The 19,716-nt window shown below is 62.5% G+C and carries 21 protein-coding genes; 6 read left to right on the top strand and 15 right to left on the bottom strand.

Translation table 11 applies throughout. From position 1 onward, the window contains the following. Positions 1-606, top strand: coding sequence for a (R)-1-hydroxy-2-trimethylaminoethylphosphonate oxygenase (tmpB, locus tag PHA8399_RS14670; RefSeq protein WP_058286867.1), 606 nt, complete (start codon positions 1-3; stop codon positions 604-606). A 100-nt stretch (positions 607-706) separates the two neighbouring features. Here tmpB and PHA8399_RS14665 read toward each other — a convergent pair whose 3' ends face one another. The 10 genes from PHA8399_RS14665 to iscR all read right to left on the bottom strand — a co-directional run bounded on the left by PHA8399_RS14665 (position 707) and on the right by iscR (position 9,206). Continuing rightward, positions 707-1,927: a cysteine desulfurase gene (locus tag PHA8399_RS14665; protein WP_058286866.1), complete on the bottom strand. Its 1,221-nt coding sequence runs from the start codon at positions 1,925-1,927 to the stop codon at positions 707-709. Beyond that, positions 1,920-2,504 carry a YIP1 family protein gene (locus PHA8399_RS14660; protein WP_058286865.1) on the bottom strand — a complete coding sequence of 195 codons (585 nt, stop codon included), beginning with the start codon at positions 2,502-2,504 and terminating at the stop codon, positions 1,920-1,922. The genes PHA8399_RS14665 and PHA8399_RS14660 overlap by 8 nt, the downstream gene beginning before the upstream one ends. After that, positions 2,501-2,986 carry a YIP1 family protein gene (locus PHA8399_RS14655; protein WP_058286864.1) on the bottom strand — a complete coding sequence of 162 codons (486 nt, stop codon included), beginning with the start codon at positions 2,984-2,986 and terminating at the stop codon, positions 2,501-2,503. Before PHA8399_RS14655 ends, PHA8399_RS14660 begins: the two co-directional genes overlap by 4 nt. Beyond that, complete coding sequence (locus tag PHA8399_RS14650; protein ID WP_058286863.1) at positions 2,986-4,266, bottom strand: SufB/SufD family protein; 1,281 nt, start codon at positions 4,264-4,266, stop codon at positions 2,986-2,988. Before PHA8399_RS14650 ends, PHA8399_RS14655 begins: the two co-directional genes overlap by 1 nt. Further along, the gene (gene sufC / locus PHA8399_RS14645; RefSeq protein ID WP_058286862.1) at positions 4,267-5,022 is read right to left on the bottom strand and encodes a Fe-S cluster assembly ATPase SufC; all 756 of its coding nucleotides are present in this window, start codon (positions 5,020-5,022) and stop codon (positions 4,267-4,269) included. It lies immediately after the preceding gene. Between the two features lie 41 nt (positions 5,023-5,063). Beyond that, on the bottom strand, positions 5,064-5,666 hold the full coding sequence (locus tag PHA8399_RS14640) for a hypothetical protein (RefSeq protein WP_244270232.1): 603 nt from the start codon (positions 5,664-5,666) through the stop codon (positions 5,064-5,066). A gap of 17 nt (positions 5,667-5,683) precedes the next feature. After that, on the bottom strand, positions 5,684-5,998 hold the full coding sequence (locus tag PHA8399_RS14635) for a YbjQ family protein (protein WP_008556922.1): 315 nt from the start codon (positions 5,996-5,998) through the stop codon (positions 5,684-5,686). 38 nt (positions 5,999-6,036) lie between these two features. Further along, positions 6,037-7,560, bottom strand: a complete 1,524-nt coding sequence (gene sufB / locus PHA8399_RS14630) for a Fe-S cluster assembly protein SufB (protein WP_058286860.1) — start codon at positions 7,558-7,560, stop codon at positions 6,037-6,039. 14 nt (positions 7,561-7,574) lie between these two features. Continuing rightward, the gene (locus tag PHA8399_RS14625) at positions 7,575-8,618 is read right to left on the bottom strand and encodes a cysteine desulfurase family protein (RefSeq protein WP_058286859.1); all 1,044 of its coding nucleotides are present in this window, start codon (positions 8,616-8,618) and stop codon (positions 7,575-7,577) included. Between the two features lie 129 nt (positions 8,619-8,747). After that, the gene (gene iscR / locus PHA8399_RS14620) at positions 8,748-9,206 is read right to left on the bottom strand and encodes a Fe-S cluster assembly transcriptional regulator IscR (protein ID WP_058286858.1); all 459 of its coding nucleotides are present in this window, start codon (positions 9,204-9,206) and stop codon (positions 8,748-8,750) included. A 187-nt stretch (positions 9,207-9,393) separates the two neighbouring features. Between iscR and PHA8399_RS14615 the strand changes: the two genes are divergently transcribed. From PHA8399_RS14615 to PHA8399_RS14605, 3 genes are read left to right on the top strand one after another with little or no spacing between them, the layout of a single operon-like run. Continuing rightward, positions 9,394-10,047: an alpha/beta hydrolase gene (locus tag PHA8399_RS14615; RefSeq protein WP_058286857.1), complete on the top strand. Its 654-nt coding sequence runs from the start codon at positions 9,394-9,396 to the stop codon at positions 10,045-10,047. After that, complete coding sequence (locus PHA8399_RS14610) at positions 10,047-10,289, top strand: hypothetical protein (RefSeq protein WP_058286856.1); 243 nt, start codon at positions 10,047-10,049, stop codon at positions 10,287-10,289. Before PHA8399_RS14615 ends, PHA8399_RS14610 begins: the two co-directional genes overlap by 1 nt. Continuing rightward, the gene (locus PHA8399_RS14605) at positions 10,286-11,455 is read left to right on the top strand and encodes an HD domain-containing protein (protein WP_058286855.1); all 1,170 of its coding nucleotides are present in this window, start codon (positions 10,286-10,288) and stop codon (positions 11,453-11,455) included. Before PHA8399_RS14610 ends, PHA8399_RS14605 begins: the two co-directional genes overlap by 4 nt. Before the next feature lie 24 nt (positions 11,456-11,479). On the opposite strand, the gene PHA8399_RS14600 is transcribed toward PHA8399_RS14605, so the two are convergent. After that, positions 11,480-12,262, bottom strand: coding sequence for a class II glutamine amidotransferase (locus PHA8399_RS14600; protein WP_058286854.1), 783 nt, complete (start codon positions 12,260-12,262; stop codon positions 11,480-11,482). Between the two features lie 248 nt (positions 12,263-12,510). Between PHA8399_RS14600 and PHA8399_RS14595 the strand changes: the two genes are divergently transcribed. Both PHA8399_RS14595 and typA read left to right on the top strand, forming a co-directional pair. Beyond that, positions 12,511-12,846 (top strand): DMT family transporter, encoded by a 336-nt coding sequence (locus tag PHA8399_RS14595; RefSeq protein ID WP_058286853.1) that lies wholly within the window; start codon positions 12,511-12,513, stop codon positions 12,844-12,846. 94 nt (positions 12,847-12,940) lie between these two features. Then, positions 12,941-14,761, top strand: coding sequence for a translational GTPase TypA (gene typA / locus PHA8399_RS14590; RefSeq protein WP_058286852.1), 1,821 nt, complete (start codon positions 12,941-12,943; stop codon positions 14,759-14,761). A 40-nt stretch (positions 14,762-14,801) separates the two neighbouring features. Here the strand turns inward: typA and PHA8399_RS14585 are convergent, their stop codons facing one another. The 4 genes from PHA8399_RS14585 to recA all read right to left on the bottom strand — a co-directional run bounded on the left by PHA8399_RS14585 (position 14,802) and on the right by recA (position 19,526). Continuing rightward, on the bottom strand, positions 14,802-15,284 hold the full coding sequence (locus PHA8399_RS14585; protein ID WP_058286851.1) for an MOSC domain-containing protein: 483 nt from the start codon (positions 15,282-15,284) through the stop codon (positions 14,802-14,804). Beyond that, entirely contained in the window at positions 15,284-15,571 is a 288-nt protein-coding gene (locus PHA8399_RS14580) for a DUF1330 domain-containing protein (protein WP_058286850.1), read from the bottom strand. The genes PHA8399_RS14585 and PHA8399_RS14580 overlap by 1 nt, the downstream gene beginning before the upstream one ends. A gap of 78 nt (positions 15,572-15,649) precedes the next feature. Continuing rightward, positions 15,650-18,301: an alanine--tRNA ligase gene (alaS, locus tag PHA8399_RS14575; RefSeq protein ID WP_058286849.1), complete on the bottom strand. Its 2,652-nt coding sequence runs from the start codon at positions 18,299-18,301 to the stop codon at positions 15,650-15,652. Positions 18,302-18,458: 157 nt separating this feature from the next. Beyond that, positions 18,459-19,526 (bottom strand): recombinase RecA, encoded by a 1,068-nt coding sequence (gene recA / locus PHA8399_RS14570; protein ID WP_058286848.1) that lies wholly within the window; start codon positions 19,524-19,526, stop codon positions 18,459-18,461. Positions 19,527-19,716: the final 190 nt, after the last annotated feature.

The raw sequence follows: 19,716 nt of genomic DNA, 5'->3' as shown, positions 1-19,716 counted from the left end.
ATGAGCAAGCCGGACGCCAGCAAGCTGACCCGCGATACTATCGTTGAATTCATCGGCGGCATCTTCGACCGCCGCGGCGGCGAGGAGTATCTGGGGGAACCTGTCACCATGGCGGAACACATGCTTCAAGGCGCCGCAATTGCCGAGCAGAACGGCCAGCCTGAGGAGATCATCGTGGGCGCGCTCCTGCATGACATCGGGCATTTCACCAGCGAGTTCGGGACGTTCTCCATGGACGACACCGAAGACCGCTTTCATGAAGAGGCCGGCGCCGAAGTGCTGGAGCAGTTCTTCCCGTCAGTGATCACCGACTGCGTGCGCTATCACGTGGCCGCCAAGCGGTACCTCTGCGCCACTAAACCGGAATATTTCAATCGGCTGTCAGAGGCCTCCATCCATTCGCTGAACCTGCAAGGCGGGCCGATGACACCGCAAGAAGCGACCGAGTTCGAAAAGAACCCGAACCTCAAGCAGATCATCGCGGTGCGCTATCTGGATGAGGCTGGGAAGCGGGCGGATATGGAGACCCCGGATTACTGGCACTTTGCGCCGATGGTGCAACGAATGGTCGACAAGCACATGGGCGCGGGAGAGTCCGCAAAGTGAGCAAGTCTTGAGGTGCCTGGGGTTCCAAGGCTGCCACCCGTCGGGAAAACGCAAAACGGCGCCCAATCGGGCGCCGTTTCCGGTTGATCAGAGGTATTGATCAAGCAAACAGGTCGTGGGCAAGTTCCAGCGCGCTGATCAGCGTGTCGACTTCTTCCTTGGTGTTATACAGGCCGAACGACGCGCGGCAGGTCGCAGAGACCCCCAGATGATCCATCAGCGGTCCGGCGCAGTGATGGCCGGCACGCACCGCCACGCCTTTCTTGTCGAGGATGGTGGAGATGTCGTGGGCGTGTGCGGCACCTTCCATAGTAAAGCTGAAAATCGCAGCCTTTCCAGGCGCTTGCCCCTGAATGTTGATCCAATTCAGTCCGGTCAGCCGCTCCATCGCATAGTCGCGCAAACCCGCCTCGTGCCTGGCGATGTTTTCCATGCCCAGGTCCATCATATATTCCAGCGCCACGCCCAGGCCGATGGTCTGCACGATGCCCGGCGTGCCGGCTTCGAACTTCATCGGCGGATCGTTGTAGATGACCTGCTCCTTGGAGACTTCCTTGATCATGTCGCCGCCGCCGATAAACGGGCGCATCTCTGCCATGCGTTCCGGCTTGATGTAAATCGCGCCGGAGGCGGACGGACCATAGAGCTTATGGCCGGTGATTGCGTAAAAGTCGCAGCCGATGTCCTGCACGTTGACCGGCATGTGAACCGCCCCCTGCGAGCCGTCGACCAGCACCGGCACCCCCTTGGCATGGGCGCCCTGGGTGATGGCCTTCACGTCCACCACGGTGCCCAGAACGTTGGAGCATTGGGTCACCGCTACCAGCTTGGTCTTGGGGGTGATCGCGTCGATCACCTTTTGCGGGTCCAGGCTGCCGTCTGCTTCGGTATCCACCCACTTCAGCACCACCCCCTGACGCTCACGCAGGAAATGCCAGGGCACGATGTTGGCGTGGTGCTCCATCACCGACAGCAGGATCTCGTCCCCTGCCTGAAGCCGCGGCATTGCCCAGCCGTAGGCGACCAGATTGATGCCCTCGGTGGTGCCGGAGTTCAGCACGATGGTGTGTTCGTCGCCCGCATTCAGGAACCGGGAGATGATGCCACGCACCGCCTCATACTTCTCCGTCGCGAGATTAGAAAGAAAGTGCAAGCCACGATGAACGTTGGAATATTCCTCGGCATACGCCTTGGTCACAGCGTCGATCACAACCTGCGGCTTCTGGGCCGAGGCGCCGCTGTCGAGGTAGGTCAGCGGCTTGCCGTTCACCTCACGCGAGAGGATCGGGAAGTCGGCACGGATTTTTTCGACGTCATACATTTTCGGGCAGTCCCAGATTGGCTGGGCCGATCAGACCCACGATGAAGAGTAGAGCAAACACCAGGATCAGGCTGGCCATCAAAACCACCCCAAGCGAGCGCCAGACGGAGCCGAACCTGTGCGCCGCGTTGACGAAATGCAAGAGGATAAAGAACACTACGATATTGGCGGCAATGTTGAGCAGCGCCGCCAGCGCCGGAAGGACCAGGAACACCGCCACAATGGCACCGTTCAACGCGGCCTGCAGCAATTGCAGCCAGGTGATCAGCGCCAGCAGCGACGGCAGGTCACCCTGCCCGCCCAGCCAGCGGCCGGTGGTGGCCAGCATCGCAATGAAGCTGAGTTGCAGCACCAGAATGACCGCGAAATAGGCACCGGGCGCAAACCGTGGCAGCAAGACTTCCGGCGGCAGCGGGAACAGAACCTGCTGCAGCGTGTAGACGCAGGTGTTCAGCACCACGGACAGCAGGAACGCGGTCCACAGCGCTTCCCGCGGCCAATCGCGCGCCAGGATCTGCATCGCGGCATCGCGCGGAGACTTGATTGTCAGCAGGGCAAAAGCAGCCAGAGCGTTCATGACTTTGTCCAATACCCTTGGATCATGCCGGAAATCCAGAACCACAGAAAGACGGCGCACCACAGCGCGCCCACCAGATTCAGCGCCGCACCGGCGCCGATGAAACCGGCCACGAGGCCGTTCAGCAGGATCAGCGGGCTTGAGGCCAGAAACGCCCAGAACAGCGCAAGCCGGGCCCGATAAGCATCACCCTGCCCGCCCGCGGCCCGGGCAATCCAATGCGCAACTAATGCCAGGACGTAAAGAAGCAGCGGCGCGATAAAGACGATGCCCAGCAGCGCGCCGCCCAAAAGCATGTTGAGATCCTGCCCCGTCAGATGCGCCTCGCGGGCCAGTTTTGGCATTTGCGCCACAAAGGTCAGCACGCAGCCGGCGATCAGGAACACCAGCAGGCGGTCTTCGCGCGCGCCCATGCTGAGAAGCCGCGCAAACACCTTGCGCGGCCCCTTGTAGGTTGCCGGGATATCCGTGGTGACGGACATCAGCGGCGCCGGGCCAGCCAGCCTTCGAGGCGGGAGACGATGTCGGCGGCGATGTCCGCGTCTTCGATCTCATCCACCGCTTCGGCCAGGAAGGCCAGCGTCATCAGGTCAGTTGCCTCCGCATGCGGCACCCCGCGCGAGCGCAGGTAGAACAGGCCTTCCTCGTCGATCGCGCCAGAGGTCGAACCATGCGAGCAGGCGACGTCATCGGCGTAGATTTCCAGCTCCGGCTTGGCCAGGAACTGGCTGTCTTCGTCCAGCAGCAGCGACTGGGAAATTTGATACCCGTCCGTCTTTTGCGCGCCTTCCTTCACCAGGATCTTACCCTGGAACACACCGGTGGCCCCGTTGCGCAGAACCTTCTTGAACACCTGACGGCTTTCGCAGTTCACCGCGTCATGGGTGATGAAGACGGTATCGTCGTGGTGGAAATCGCCATCGCCGACGCAGGCGCCCGCGATATGGGCCACCGCGTCGTCGCCGGTCAGCTCGATCACCGCCTCGTTGCGGGTCAGCACGCCGTTCACGGTCAGGGTGAAGGACTTGAACACCGACTCGTTGCCCAGGCGGGCAAACAAGTGGGTGGCCGCGCGGCGCTCATGGTCGCGGCCCTGGGCACGCACCAGATGAAGCTTGCCGCCGTCGGCCACGTCGATCTCCATGCACTTGTTGAAGCGCGAAGCCGCCGGGCCATTTTCCAGGATCGTCACCTCGGCGCCGGTCTCGACGCGGATCACGTGATGCAGGATCGCGTCGGAGTTTTCGTCCGAATGCACATAGGTGAAGTTGATCGGCTTGGAAACCTTGCCAGTGACCCGGATCGCCACGCCATCGCTGGCAAATGCGGTGTTCAGCGCCGCCAGCGGACGTTCCACCGGGGTCTGCCCGCGTGCTTCAAGAACACCGTACAAGTCTTTGGCCCAATGGATATCCTTGCAGCAGATATCCTCGATCCGGTCGATGGTGACACCTTCCAGAGACAGATCGTCGGAGGCTTCTGCATCAAACACGCCATCAACGAAAACGATGTTCAAACGCTCAAAGGCACTGAACATCGGCGCTTCATCGGCGTCGAACACCGCCGCCTTGGGCGCGCTGGCCTGCACCAGCGTGTCCGGCTTGGTGTATTTCCAGTACTCGTCGCGGCGGCTGGGCAGGCCCATGGTCTGGACCCGTGACAGCGCTGCCTCGCGGGCCGACTTGAGGCAGCCGCTTTCCGGCAGGCTCAGCGCTGACAGCCGTGCCTCAGTTGCGCTTTGCTTGACTTCGGGCAGGGCCATTTATGCCTCCTCTGCCAGGATGCCGGCGTAGCCGTTGTTTTCGACCTCCAGCGCCAGCTCGGGGCCGCCGGTCTTGACGATGCGGCCGTTGGCCAGGATGTGCACCACGTCCGGTTTGATGTGGTCCAGCAGGCGCTGGTAGTGGGTGATCACCAGGAAACCGCGGCCTTCGTCGCGCAGCGCGTTAACGCCTTCGGCCACCAGCTTCATCGCGTCCACGTCGAGGCCGGAGTCGGTCTCGTCCAGGATGCACAGCTTCGGCTCCAGCATCGCCATCTGCAGGATCTCGTTGCGCTTCTTCTCACCGCCGGAGAAGCCGACGTTGACCGGACGCTTCAGCATGTCGGCGTCGATCTTCAGGGTCTTCGCCTTGGCGCGGATGATTTTCAGGAAGTCGGAAGCCGACAGCTCTTCCTCGCCGCGGGCCTTGCGCTGCGCGTTCACCGCGGTGCGCAGGAAGGTCATGTTGCCGACGCCGGGGATTTCAACCGGATACTGGAAGGCCAGGAACATGCCCGCCGCAGCGCGCTCTTCCGGCTCCATCTCCAGGATGTCTTCGCCTTCCAGCTCGGCAGAGCCTTCCGTCACCTCATATCCGTCACGGCCCGAGAGGACATAGGACAGGGTGGATTTGCCCGAGCCGTTCGGCCCCATGATCGCATGCACCTTCCCCGCTTCGACGGTGAGGTCGACGCCGTTCAGGATCTGCTTGTCTTCGTCTTCAAGCTTGACGTGCAAGTTTTTGATTTCGAGCATTTTTGCCTCTCGCATAGTACTGTTCCGGCCGCCGTCGGCGCCTAGAAGGTTTTGGTGTAAAGCGTCAGGATCTGGGTCAGATCCCGCCGCGGAAGTTCATCGGGGAGCAGCTCGAACCGGGCCATGCGGCCGCTGATTTCAACCGGCTTCACCCATCTTTCGACCTGCTTGTACAGCGCCCGCCCCGCGTAGTCGTCAAACAACACGGTGACGGGCCGTTCCGTGCGCAGCATGGCGGTCAGAAAGCAGGCCGCCCGGAAGCGGCCGTCAATCAGCACCAGATCCGGCGCCTCGAAAGTATCGAGATCCCAGACCGAATTCGGATACTGGTGAAACCGCCGCCACATGTCGTTGTTCAGCGGCCGTCCCCACTTGCCGGTTTTGCCCACGTTGGCGTGGTGCAGATGCACCTCGGACTTAGACCCGGCCTGACGCAAGTACCGCTTCATCATGCGGTACCACATCTTGTCGGACTCGACGGAAAAGACCTTTTTCCCGCTCAGCTCAGACGCCAGCACGGTTGATCCGCCGCTGCCGTATTCCAGGATGACACTTGCCTCCTGGTAATGGCTGCACACCCACTCCGCCTCTTGCGGCGGCAGGGTAAGCGGCGGGCGCTCGATCAGATGCTCGTCTTTGGCCACGTCCAACTCCCGGCCCCTTAGCCCAGCACCACGGCGGTGCCGCTGGCCGAGACCATCAGCATGGACTGCCCGACCACTTCATAGTCGAGGTCGACGCCCACAACCGCATTGGCACCCTTGGCCCGGGCGCGGTCTTCCAGCTCTGCCAGCGCGGTTTCGCGCGCGTCCTGCAGTTTGCTTTCATAGGCGCCGGAGCGGCCGCCGACGATGTCGGTGATCGAGGCAAAGACATCGCGCACCACATTGGCGCCCATGATCGCCTCACCCACCACGATGCCCTTGTATTCGGAGATCTGGTAGCCTTCGACGGAGTTTGTGGTTGTAATGATCATGCTGTTGCCTCCATGCGGTGATGCCCAAGGGCCTGTCATCAGCCGACAGACCCTTCCAGCGAGATCGCGACCAGCTGCTGGGCTTCCATGGCGAACTCCATTGGCAGCGCCTGCAGCACGTCCTTGCAGAAGCCGTTGACCACCAGGGCCACCGCCTCCTCCTCGTCCATGCCGCGCTGGCGGCAGTAGAACAGCTGGTCATCGTCCACCTTGGAGGTGGTGGCCTCGTGCTCCACGCGGGAGGAGTTGTTCTTGACCTCGATATAGGGAACCGTGTGCGCCCCGCATTTGTCGCCGATCAGCAAGCTGTCGCACTGGGTGTAGTTGCGCGAATTCTTGGCCTTGGGGTGCATCGACACCAGCCCGCGGTAGGTGTTCTGCGCCTTGCCGGCAGAGATGCCTTTGGACACGATGCGCGACTTGGTGTTCTTGCCCAGATGGATCATCTTGGTGCCGGTGTCGGCCTGCTGCATGTTGTTGGCGATGGCGATCGAGTAGAATTCGCCCTGGCTTTCGTTGCCGCGCAGGATGCAGGACGGGTATTTCCAGGTCACGGCAGAGCCGGTTTCCACTTGGGTCCACATCACCTTGGCGCGGTCGCCGCGGCAGTCGGCCCGCTTGGTCACGAAGTTGTAGATGCCGCCCTTGCCGTTCTCGTCGCCCGGATACCAGTTCTGAACGGTGGAGTATTTCACCTCGGCGTCTTCTTCGATGATGATTTCCACCACTGCGGCATGCAGCTGTGCGATATCGCGCGCAGGTGCGGTACAGCCTTCCAAGTAGCTGACATAGCTGCCTTTATCGGCAATAATCAGGGTGCGTTCAAACTGGCCGGTGTTTTCCGCGTTGATGCGGAAGTAGGTCGACAGTTCCATCGGGCAGCGCACACCCGGCGGCACGTAGACAAAGGAGCCGTCAGAGAACACGGCGGAGTTCAAGGTGGCATAGAAGTTGTCGGACACCGGCACTACGGTGCCGAGGTATTTCTTCACCAGTTCGGGATGCTCGCGGATGGCTTCGGAGATCGAGCAGAAGATGACGCCCGCCTCTTTCAGTTCCTTCTGGAAGGTTGTGCCGACAGAAACGGAATCGAACACCGCGTCCACGGCGACCTTACGGCCTTCTTCCGGGGTTTGGCCCGCACCTTCGACGCCTGCCAGGATCATCTGCTCTTTCAGCGGGATACCCAGCTTTTCGTAGGTCGCCAGCAGCTTGGGGTCGACCTCATCCAGCGACTTGGGCTTCACTTCCATCGATTTGGGACGGGCATAGTAATACTGATCCTGGAAATCGATTTCCGGATATTCGACCATCGCCCAGGTGGGCTCTTCTTTTTGCAGCCAGCGCTCGTAGGCTTCCAGACGCCAATTCAGCATCCATTCCGGCTCTTCGTTCTTTTCCGAAATCAGCCGGACAATATCCGTGGTCAGCCCCTTGGGGGCGTATTCCATCTCGATGTCGGTTTCCCAGCCGTATTTATAAGCACCGCCAACCTCGCGGACTGCGTCCACGGTTTCCTGGTCAACACCTTCCTTGACTTGGGTCTGGTCCAAAGCGGCCATCGTCTTCTCCTCACTCACGCTGCACGGGCGCGATGTTTCTTTTCTTTCTGCAGCCACGCCTCGGCAAAGCGCAGCACGTCTTCTTCCGTTGTCTCCGGCCCCAGCGACACGCGCACCGCGCCCTGGGCTGTGGCCTCGTCATATCCCATGGCGGTCAGCACCGCACTGGCGCGCACCTTGCCGCTGGAACAAGCGCTGCCGGCGCTGATGGCAAATCCCGCAAGGTCCATTTGCATGACCTGGGTCTCCCCCTTCCAGCCCGGCGATGCAAAACACAGGGTGTTCGGCAGCCGCTTCTGATCCTTCCCGACAAAAATAGTATGGCTTGCGCCAGACACAAGCGCCTTCTCTAGAATATTTCTAAGTTCTGCAACCCTGTCCCATACACCATTGGCCAGATCTTTGGCGGCTGCTTCAGCTGCGGCGCCGAACCCTGCGATTCCAATGACGTTTTCGGTGCCGGACCGGCGGCCCATCTCCTGGCCGCCGCCCTTGATCTGAGCAGGCAGATCGGTGCCGCGCTTCATGACGACCGCACCAATGCCCTTGGGACCGCCCAGTTTATGCGCCGAAATCAGCGCCATCCGGGCGCCCAGCCAGTTGAACGCCACCGGCAGTTTACCGAAGGCCTGGGTCGCATCCGTTACCGCCAGACCGTCCGGCAGGTGCTGCATGATCCCGGTTTCGGAATTCGCCAGCTGCAGGGTGGAGGCTGCAGGATCAGTGATTTCGACCGCACCATCGGACCCCACTTTCAGATCCTCAACGGTCCAGGCGCGCACCGCGTCATGCTCCACCGGCGCGCCATGCAGGCCGCGGCCGGCCAGCGCCAGCGACGCGCCCTCGGTCGAGCCGGAGGTGAACACGATATCCGCCCCGTCCGCGCCAAACGCGGCGGCCACCTGCGCCCGCGCCTTCTCAACCAGAGCCTTTGCGGCCCGGCCCTCGGCATGCACCGAAGACGGGTTGCCGCAGACATCCATTGCCGCAATCATCGCGGCCTTCGCCTCAGGGCGCAGCAGGGCAGTGGCATTGTGGTCGAGGTAAACGCGTTTCATGGATGCATCTTTTTGCAGATCTCTGCTGCCTCATACGCGCGTGCGCACAAATGCGCAAAGCTTTCCCGCCGCTTTTGCGCGGAATGCGCCCCGCTTCGGCACAGGTGGATGAGCCGTGTGCGGGCCACCTCAGTCATCGACAACCGCAAACAAGCTGGGCACCGCCGGGCACGGCGCCAGATCGTTCTTGATCACATCCGACAGGCGGGTCTGGTGCAGGAACACATAAACATGCGCGCTGAGGCCCTCCCACAGGCGGTTGGTCAGCGATTGCGCCCGGCTGCCCGACAGCGCCCCGGAAGCACCGGCCCCCTTGTGCATCGCATCCACCGTTTCATCCACGGCAGACAGCACGTCGACAATCCGGATCTCCGACGCCGGCTTGGCCAGGCGGTAGCCGCCTCCGGGGCCGCGCACCGATTCAACCAGACCGGCACGGCGCAGTTTGACGAACAGCTGTTCAAGGTAGGGCAAGGAAATATCCTGGCGCTTGGAAATATCGCCCAGCGGCACCAGATCGCCCTGCGTTTGCAGCGCGATGTCGGCCAATGCGACCATAGCATAGCGCCCCTTGGTGGAAAGCTTCATCTATGTCTCCTCGAAATCAGGGCACGGATGCGAAAACATTGACCTTCGCCGCGTCTGTGCGTATCTCACCCTGACGGTGTTCGGCCCAGGCCTGCGCCCTTGATTAGAACCGTTCTAAGATGCCTGACGGAACCCGTCAAGTATTCTGCCGGCAGACCCGAAAACGAGATTAGGATTTAAACCGCCCATGCCCGAGGTCATCTTTCCCGGACCCGAAGGCCGCCTCGAAGGCCGCTATCACCCGCAAAAAGAAAAAGACGCCCCGATCGCCATCGTGCTGCACCCGCATCCGCAGTTCGGCGGCACCATGAACAACAAGGTGGTCTACAACCTCCACTATGCGTTCTACAACATGGGCTTCACGGTTCTGCGGTTCAATTTCCGCGGCGTCGGCCGCAGCCAGGGCGAATACGACCAGGGCGTGGGCGAACTGTCCGATGCGGCATCGGCTCTGGATTACCTGCAGTCGATGAACACCAACTCCAAGCATTGCTGGGTCGCGGGCTTCTCCTTCGGCGCGTGGATCGGTATGCAGCTGCTGATGCGCCGCCCCGAGATCACCGGCTTCATCTCGGTCGCCCCGCCGGCCAACATGTACGACTTCTCGTTCCTGGCGCCCTGCCCGTCTTCGGGCCTGATCATCAATGGCACCGCCGACCGCGTGGCGCCGCCCGCCGATACCGCCAACCTGGTCAGCAAGCTGCATGAGCAGAAGGGGATCACCATCACCCATACCGAGGTCGAGGGTGCGGACCACTTCTTCCAGGATCCGTATATGGACACGATGATCGGCACCGTGACCGACTATGTGAAGCGCCGCCTGACGGAGACCACCCGCTGATGAGCACAATCGAGACGCTGGCGCAAAAACTGGCGGTCGATACGCTCAAAGTTCAGGACGCCAGCGGCGAGGAGAGGCTTTATGTGGAGGTGGGCCAGGTGCTGGGCGCCGCCTCCCAGTCGCTCGAAGAGGCGTTCCTCACGGAAATGCGCGTGCGCCTGGCGGAACGCAAGGCGCGCGAGTTTCTCAATAAGAAAGTCGCCGCGCTGCAAGCGCAGCTGGAAACAAGGGCTGAGACATGAGCGTCCGGCTGCACGCGCAATTCGCCTTCCTGCTGGAAGCTGACAAGCTGCGCCGGGTTGAACGCCAGAACCTGATCCTGGATTGCAGCCGCCGCGAAAACTCAGCCGAGCACAGCTGGCATCTGGCGCTGTACGCGCTGGTGCTGGCGCCCTTCGCAGAGCCGGAGGTGAACGTTTTCCGCGCCATCCGGATGCTGCTGCTGCATGATCTGGTCGAGATCGACGCAGGCGACCACCCGATCACCGACGCGGTGGATTGGGACGCAGTGGCGCAGGCGGAGCTGGCTGCGGCAGACCAGCTGTTCGGCCTGCTGCCCGCGGATCAGGGCGCAGAATTCATGACGCTGTGGCAGGAGTTCGAAGCGGCGCAAAGCCCGGATGCGCGGTTTGCCAAGCGGCTGGACCATTGTCAGCCGGTGTTTCAGACCCTGTACGGCGCAGAGCCCCTGGACTGGCATGTCGATGTGGTCCGCCAGAACCTGATCGGCGGCCGCGCCGCCGCGCTGGAGCATGACCTGCCGGAAGCCTTCCATCATGCGCTGGCGCTGCTGGGTGAGGACACCGGATATGACTGCAGCCGCCTGACGGCCCGCCTGCCCTTCCTGAATGAAGCCGACAAGCTGAAGCTGATCACCCGCGCCTCCCGGCTGGGTGACGGCTCGCGGCACGAAAACTCGGCAGAGCACAGCTGGCATATCATGCTTTACGCCTGGGTTCTGGCCGAACACGGCGCGGATACCGCCGATGTGGACAGGGTGCTGCAAATGCTGCTGCTGCATGACCTGGTGGAAATCGACGCAGGCGATGCGCCGATTCACGGGGTTGTGGATCCCGCCGCGCTTGCGGCGCTTGCCGCCGAGGAGCAGGCTGCCGCAGACCGCCTGTTCGGATTGCTGCCCGCGGACCAGGGCGGGCCGATGCGCGCGATCTGGGAAGAGTTCGAGGCCGCAGGCAGCGCAGATGCGGTCTATGCCAAGTCCATCGACCGGGTGCAGCCGGTGCTGCTGAACCTGCTGAACGGCGGCGGCAGTTGGGTCGATTACAACGTGACCCTGCCGCAGCTTGACGCCCGCGTCGGCGAAAAGGTCAGCCGCGGCACGCCCGGCGTTTGGGACTATGTGCGCGCAACGATCGAACCCTGGTTCCGCGAGACCGGGCGTCTGTAACACCAGCCGCCCGGCCGCTGAACCTCACTCCAGAAACGGTTGAAAAGGCTCGATTTCCGCTCCGTCGCCGGTCAGTGTCAGAAAGGCGCCCGGCTTCAGCTCGTTCCAGGCTTCCCCGGTCTGTTCCAGCGGTTCCGACACCACCGCCCAGCCGCCCATGCTGCTGCTCCAGCGGTAATAGACCGAGGGCGCAACGCTGTCCGAGGAATAGCGCGCGGCATACAGCCTCTCACCATCCGACATTGCCACGGACAGGCGCATATGCGGCGTGGCGCCCCGTGCGCGGGACAAGGCCTCCATCCGCGCAACCGCCCGCTCCAGCGCCGTCTTCGGATCCGCATCAAGGCCTTGCTGCAAGGCGAGCAGGAACAGCACCTCGCTGTCGGTCGCCCCTTTGCGGTGCTCATAAAGCTCATCCGGGATGCACATGTCGGCGTGGCGGCGGAACTTCTCAAAGCCGCCGACCTGACCGTTGTGCATGAAGCTCCACCGGCCCGCGGTGAAAGGATGGCAGTTGTTGCGGCTGGTTGCCGACCCCGTCGAGGCGCGCACATGCGCCAGGAACAGCCCCGATTTGACCTGCCGGACCAGCGCCCGGAGATTGCAGTCCGACCAGGCCGGATACACATCACGGTACAGGCCCGGCTCCGGGCGCTGGCCGTACCAGGCAATGCCGAACCCGTCGCCATTGGTTGCCGTCTTGCATTCTGCCGCTTTCTGGCTTTGGGCAATCAGGGAATGTGCGGGTATTGAAATGATGTCTTCCAGGAACACATCGGCCCCCGAATAGGCAGCCCAGCGGCACATGTGGCAGTCCCCCGCTCTCATTTGGGAATCGGATCAGTGTTTTCGCGACCACTGAATTATTGGGACAATCCCCTAAGAAATCCCCAAATCACAGTCCAGTGTTTCTGCGCACAGTCCCCTGTTCACCGCCTTAGCAGGCGGAAAAGCGGCAGCCGGCGACGCATCGGGACTTCCTTGAACGCGGCGGATGCGGTAGCGGGGAAACAGGCCCGCCGCCGCGGGGGCGAGCGCGCAGAACGGAGGCGGAAATGCCGGTACACTATTTCTACCTGATCATCGCCGTAGCGGCGGAAACCATCGGCACCACGGCGCTGCAGGCCAGCCAGCAGTTCTCCCGGCTGGGGCCGTCGCTGATCGTTCTGGTGGCTTATGCCTTTTCCTTCTACATGATGGGGCTGACGCTCAAATTCATGCCGGTGGGCGTCGTCTATGCCATCTGGTCCGGTCTCGGCATCCTGCTGATTGCGGTGATCGCCTTCGTCGTCTTCGGCCAGAAACTGGATCTGCCTGCGGTGATCGGCATGCTGCTGATCATGTCCGGCATCATCGTCATCCACCTGTTTTCCAAGTCCTCCGGCCACTGATCCGCTATAGAAGGCGCCGGATAGCTGTTTTCCTCTGGCCTTTGCGCGGGGTTCGGGCTATGCGCGGCCCAACTTCCTTACAAAGGCGAACGTCATGGATATGCGCAACATCGCAATCATTGCTCACGTTGACCACGGCAAAACCACCCTGGTCGACGAGCTGCTGAAACAGTCCGGCGCCTTCCGCGAAAATCAAGCTGTGGCGGAACGCGCCATGGACAGCAACGATCTGGAGCGCGAGCGCGGCATCACCATTTTTGCCAAACCGACCTCGGTCGAGTGGAACGGCACCCGCATCAACATCGTCGACACCCCCGGCCACGCCGATTTCGGCGGCGAGGTGGAGCGCATCCTGTCGATGGTCGACGGCGTGGTGCTGCTGGTGGACGCCGCCGAAGGCCCGATGCCGCAGACCAAATTCGTGACCTCCAAGGCGCTGGCCCTGGGCCTGCGCCCGATCGTGGTGCTGAACAAGGTCGACAAGCCCGACGCCGAGCCTGACCGCGCGCTGGACGAATGCTTTGACCTGTTTGCCTCGCTCGACGCGACCGAGGACCAGCTGGACTTCCCGCATATGTATGCTTCCGGCCGCTCCGGCTGGGCCGATGCAGAACTGGACGGCCCGCGCAAGGACCTGCACGCGCTGTTCAACCTCATCGTGAACCACGTTCCGGAACCCAAGCAGATCAAGCGCCAGGACGAAGATTTCCGGATGCTGGCCACCACCCTGGGCAGCGACCCCTTCGTAGGCCGCCTGCTGACCGGCCGGGTTGAGTCCGGCAAGCTCAAGGTCGGCGCCACCGTGCAGGCGATTTCCCGCATCGGCCAGAAGATCGAACAGTTCCGCGTGACCCGAATTCAGGCCTTCCGCGGCCTGGCCCAGCAGGACATCGAAGAAGCCCAGGCAGGCGACATCGTCTCCATCGCCGGCATGTCCAAGGCCACCGTGGCAGACACCATCTGCGCACTCGCCGTGGATGAACCGCTGGATGCGCAGCCGATCGACCCGCCGACCATCACCGTGACCTTCGGCATCAACGACAGCCCGCTGGCGGGCCGCGACGGCAAGAAGGTGCAGTCCCGCGTCATCCGCGACCGCCTGATGAAAGAGGCCGAAAGCAACGTCGCCATCAAGATCCAGGACACCCCCGGCGGTGAGGCGTTCGAGGTTTCCGGCCGCGGCGAACTGCAGATGGGCGTTCTGATCGAGAACATGCGCCGCGAAGGCTTCGAGCTGTCGATCTCCCGCCCGCAGGTGATCATGAAGGAAGTCGACGGCGTCCGCATGGAGCCGATCGAGGAAGCCACCATTGACGTGGACGACGAATACTCCGGCGCGGTGATCGAAAAGCTGACCGGCGCCCGCAAGGGTGAACTGGTCGAGATGAAGCCCGCAGGCGCAGGCAAGACCCGCATCATCGCCCATGTCCCCTCGCGCGGCCTCATCGGCTATCACGGCGAGTTCCTGACCGACACCCGCGGCACCGGCGTGCTGAACCGCGTGTTCCACGGCTGGGCACCGCACAAGGGCGCCATCCCGGGCCGCCGCGCCGGCGTGCTGATCTCGATGGAGAACGGCCAGTCGGTGGCGTACGCGCTGTGGAACCTGGAAGAGCGCGGCAAGATGATGATCGGCGCCCAGGCAGACATCTACACCGGCATGATCATCGGTGAGCATTCGCGCGACAACGACCTGGAAGTGAACCCGCTGAAAGGCAAGAAACTGACCAACGTGCGGGCCTCTGGCACCGACGACGCGGTCCGCCTGACCACTCCGATGACGCTGTCGCTTGAAGAGGCCATCGCGTACATCAACGACGATGAGTTGGTCGAGGTGACGCCGAACAGCGTGCGCCTGCGCAAGCGCTACCTGGACCCGCATGAACGCAAGCGGATGGCCAAGGCAAGCGCCTGACGAACATGAAAACGGCGGCAGAGAGATCTGCCGCCGTTTTTCATTCTGCGTCTGCCAGAAGCGTAACGCTGTCGCCCAAGACGGCCCTGCCCGGTTGCAGCACTTCTGCGTACCAGCCGCCATGCCCGCGCATCGCGTTGTATCCGCCGCGGCCCAGCACTTCCTCCATCCTCGAACATGGCGGACAAGGCCCGGTGACCTGCAGCACCGCATTGCCAACCCGCAGTGCCGCTTTGCGCAGCGCTGCAAGGTTGATGCCTGAAATCACAAGGTTTCGCCGCAACTGCTCCGGCTTCACCACGTCCATGCCGGCAAGGGCCGCGATAACCGGCAAATGTTCCGCCTGGATCAGGGTCACGGCGCGTTTACCAGCCTTGGCATGATCGCCGGCCAAGCCATCCGGGGACACTTCGGCGCTGCCGGGCATCTGAACGTCTTCCCGCCGCCCGGGACGCAGCCCAATCCATGCCACCCGGCCCGGGGCCGCATGGCATTTCAGCATCTCCGCAAAGGCGGTGACCATTACTCGGAGGTTTCCACCACCATCAGCTCGCGCTCCGAAGCACCGCGCGCATGATCCAGCGCCTCCTGGTATTCGGCACTTTGATAGCAGTCGACCGCCGCTTCAACGCTGGGAAATTTGGCAACGACGTTGCGCGGGCGCTCCTTGCCCTCCAGCTGCACGAAGCGGCCGCCGCGGGCAATGAACTCGCCGCCATGCTTGGCGATGGCCGGGCCTGCCAGTTCGGCATATTTGCCATAGGCATCGGCGTCGGTGACAGTCACATGTGCAATCCAAAGCGCGGGCATCGGAGCCTCCCAGGTTGATGATCTTTCCGGCAGCTTAGGCCGTTCGCCGGAAAGACCAAGTGTTTTTTGACCAAATGGTCAGCCCGCCAGCACGGCCTCCGCGGCCTTGATCGCCTCCTCGGCACCGGAGAAGTCCTTGCCGCCGCCCTGGGCCATATCCGGACGGCCGCCGCCGCCCTTGCCGCCCACGGCCGGAACCGCGGCCTTCAGCACGTCCACGGCAGAGACTTCACCGGTCAGATCGTCGGTCACGCCAGCGGCCACGGCCACCTTGCCGTCTTCTTCGGCGATCAGCAGGATCACGCCGGAGCCGATGTTCTGCTTGTGCTTGTCGATCAGGCCGCGCAGGTCCTTGCCGGACACGCCCTTGAGCGCCTGGGCCAGGAACTTCTTGCCATTCACGTCCTTGGCCTCGGCGCCGCCGCCGGAGCCGCCGCCCATGGCGATCTGCTGCTTGAGGTTGGAAATCTCGTTCTGCAGCGCTTTGCGCTCATCCATCATCGCCTTGAGACGGTCCAGAACCTCCGCAGGCTGCGCCTTCAGGGCCGCTGCAACCTCAGACATCCGGCCCGCTTCGCGCTCCAGATGCTCCACCGCCGCCGCACCGGTCAGCGCCTCGATCCGGCGCACGCCGGCAGAGGACGCGCTGTCGCCCAGAATGACAAAGGTGCCGATGTCGCCGGTCTGCTTCACATGGGTGCCGCCGCACAGCTCGATCGAATAGGTGTCGCCGTCATGGCCCTTGCCTGTGGCTGCGCGGCCCATGGAGACAACGCGGACCTCGTCACCGTATTTCTCGCCGAACAGCGCCTGAGCGCCCAGCTCGCGCGCATCATCCGGGGTCATGATCCGGGTGGAGACCGGCGTGTTCTGGCGGATGAAATCATTCACCTCCGCGCCGACCTTGGCCAGTTCCTCCGCGTTCATCGCCTTGTTGTGGCTGAAGTCGAACCGCAGCCGGTCCGCCGCATTAAGCGACCCCTTCTGCGCTACATGATCCCCCAGCGCGTTGCGCAGCGCCTCGTGCAGCAGGTGAGTGGCCGAGTGGTTGGCCCGGATCTTGCTGCGGCGGTCGTGGTCCACTTCCATCGCCGCGCCCTGCCCGACGGCAACCTTGCCCTCGGTCACTTCGGCAATGTGCAGGAATAGACCCTCCACCTTCTTGGTGTCCGTGATGCGGGCCGCGCCGCCCTCAACGGTCAGCACACCGCTGTCGCCCACCTGGCCGCCGCTTTCGCCATAAAACGGCGTCTGGTTCAGGATGATCTGAACCGTGTCGCCCTTGGCAGCGGATTGCAGCTGCGCCCCGTCCTTGACGATGGCGACGATCTGGCCCTCGGCCTTTTCAGTCTCATAGCCCAGGAAGTCGGTGGTGCCGGCCGCGTCGACAATATCGAAGTAGACCTTCACATCCGCCGCTTCGCCCAGCCCGATGCCGCCAGCGCGGGATTGCTCCTTCTGCGCCTTCATCGCGGCGTCAAAGCCGTCTGTGTCGACCTCGATCTCCTTGGCGCGCAGGGCGTCCTGGGTCAGGTCGAGCGGGAAGCCGTAAGTGTCATAGAGTTTGAACGCTGTCTCGCCCGGCAAGACGTCGCCCTTGCTCAGATCGGCAGAGGCTTCATCCAGCAGTTTCAGGCCGCGGTCCAGCGTGCGCAGGAAACGGGTTTCCTCCTGCTCGAAGGTCTCTTCGATCAGCGCCTGGCCCTGGCCAAGCTCCGGATAGGCGGCGCCCATCTTCTGCACCAGCGACGGCACCAGCTTGTGCATCACCGGATCGGTGGCGCCCAGCAGCGAGGCATGGCGCATCGCGCGGCGCATGATCCGGCGCAGAACATAGCCGCGGCCTTCGTTCGAGGGCAGCACGCCCTCGGCGATCAGGAAGGAACACGACCGCAGGTGATCGGCGATCACCCGGTGATGCACATTCTGATCGCCGAACGGGTCGGTGTTCGTGACGTTCGCGGACGCCTCGATCAGGGCCTTGAACAGATCGGTTTCATAGTTGTCGTGGGTGCCCTGCAGCAGCGCCGCAATCCGCTCCAGCCCCATGCCGGTGTCGATGGACTGCATGTCCAGATCGACCATCGTGCCGTCCGCGAACCTCTCGTTCTGCATGAAGACGAGGTTCCAGATCTCGATGAAGCGGTCGCCGTCTTCCTCCGGCGAGCCCGGAGGGCCGCCCCAGATGTGGTCGCCGTGGTCATAGAAGATCTCGGTGCAGGGGCCGCAGGGGCCGGTGTCGCCCATCTGCCAGAAGTTGTCGGAGGTCGCGATGCGGATGATCCGCTCCTCCGGCACGCCCATTTTCTTCCAGATCTCAAAGGCTTCGTCATCGGTGTGATAGACGGTGGTGTAGAGCCGGTCCTTCGGAATATCGAATTCCTTGGTGATCAGCTCCCAGGCAAAGGGGATCGCCTCTTCCTTGAAGTAGTCGCCAAAGGAGAAGTTGCCGAGCATCTCAAAAAACGTGTGGTGGCGCGCGGTATAGCCCACGTTGTCGAGGTCGTTGTGCTTGCCGCCGGCCCGGACGCATTTCTGCGACGACGTCGCGCGCTTGTACTCGCGGGTTTCCACCCCGGTGAAGCAGTTTTTGAACTGCACCATGCCGGAGTTGGTGAACATCAACGTGGGGTCGTTGCGCGGCACCAGCGGGCTGGAGTCGACAACCTCGTGCCCCTGTTTGGCAAAGTAGGTCAGGAAGGTAGAGCGGATATCGTTGAGCGTCGGCATATGCGGGATCTCTTGCGGGCTTAAAAACAAGCGTTCCGGGCAGGTTTACCCGCCTGCCGGGGCACTGTCTACAGCGGGAAGCGGCGGCACCGATGAAAAAGGGCGCAGCCTGCGCCGCGCCCCCGTGATCCTCAGATTTGATCAGATTATCCGGCGCTTAGGCCTCAAGGATATCGTCGGCGCCGTCCAGATCCGGGCGTTCGAATTCCAGCCCGTGCGAGGCGCGGATCTTGTCCTCGATGTCATAGGCAATGGCGGGGTTTTCGCGCAGGAACACCTTCGCGTTCTCGCGCCCCTGCCCGATGCGCTCATCCCCGTAGGAGAACCAGGCGCCGGACTTGTTGACGACACCGGCCGCCACGCCCAGGTCCAGCAGCTCGCCCATCTTGGAGATGCCCTCGCCGTACATGATGTCGAATTCCACCTGCTTGAACGGCGGCGCCACCTTGTTCTTGACGACCTTGACACGGGTGGAGTTGCCGACCACCTCGTCCCGGTCCTTGATCGCGCCGATGCGGCGGATGTCCAGACGGACGGAGGAATAGAATTTCAGCGCGTTGCCGCCGGTGGTGGTTTCCGGGCTGCCGAACATCACGCCGATCTTCATCCGGATCTGGTTGATGAAGATCACCATGCATTTGGAGCGGCTGATGGAGCCGGTCAGCTTGCGCATCGCCTGGCTCATCAGGCGGGCCTGCACGCCGACGCTGCTGTCGCCCATGTCGCCCTCAAGCTCCGACTTCGGGGTCAGTGCCGCCACCGAGTCGACGATCACCATGTTGACCGCGCCGGAGCGCACCAGCGTATCGGTGATTTCCAGCGCCTGTTCACCGGTGTCGGGCTGGGAGATCAGCAGCTCATCCAGATCGACGCCCAGCTTGGCCGCATACTGCGGGTCCAGCGCATGTTCCGCGTCGACAAAGGCACAGACGCCGCCTTTCTTCTGCTGTTCTGCAATGCAGTGCAGCGTCAGCGTGGTCTTGCCCGAGCTTTCGGGGCCGTAGATTTCAATGATCCGGCCCATCGGCAGGCCGCCGATCCCCAGCGCGATGTCCAACCCCAGGGAGCCGGTCGAGCTGGCCTCGATCTCCTGCAGGGCCGTGCCATCGCCGAGCTTCATGATGGAGCCCTTGCCGAACTGCCGCTCAATCTGGGCAAGCGCGCTGTCGAGCGCCTTTTGCTTGTCACCGCTAATTTTATTTTTCATGGTCAAAAGATCCGCCATAGTCCCTTGTCCCTTTCTATCTGTCACACACCGGGGCGTGCGGCAATCACTGCTTTGTTCACCTCTTGTTCCTTATGAGATCAAAAAGAGAACATTGCAACAGGAAAACTGATGTACCCAGTTCAGGGCCGGGGTGTTAAAGAAAGATTTATGGTTAAGGCAGAGCAATAAATTTTACCGGGCAGTTAAC

The organism is Leisingera aquaemixtae (assembly GCF_001458395.1).
GTDB lineage: Bacteria > Pseudomonadota > Alphaproteobacteria > Rhodobacterales > Rhodobacteraceae > Leisingera > Leisingera aquaemixtae.
Note: the sequence above shows the minus strand (reverse complement) of the source record. Positions and strands in the feature narration are given on the sequence as shown.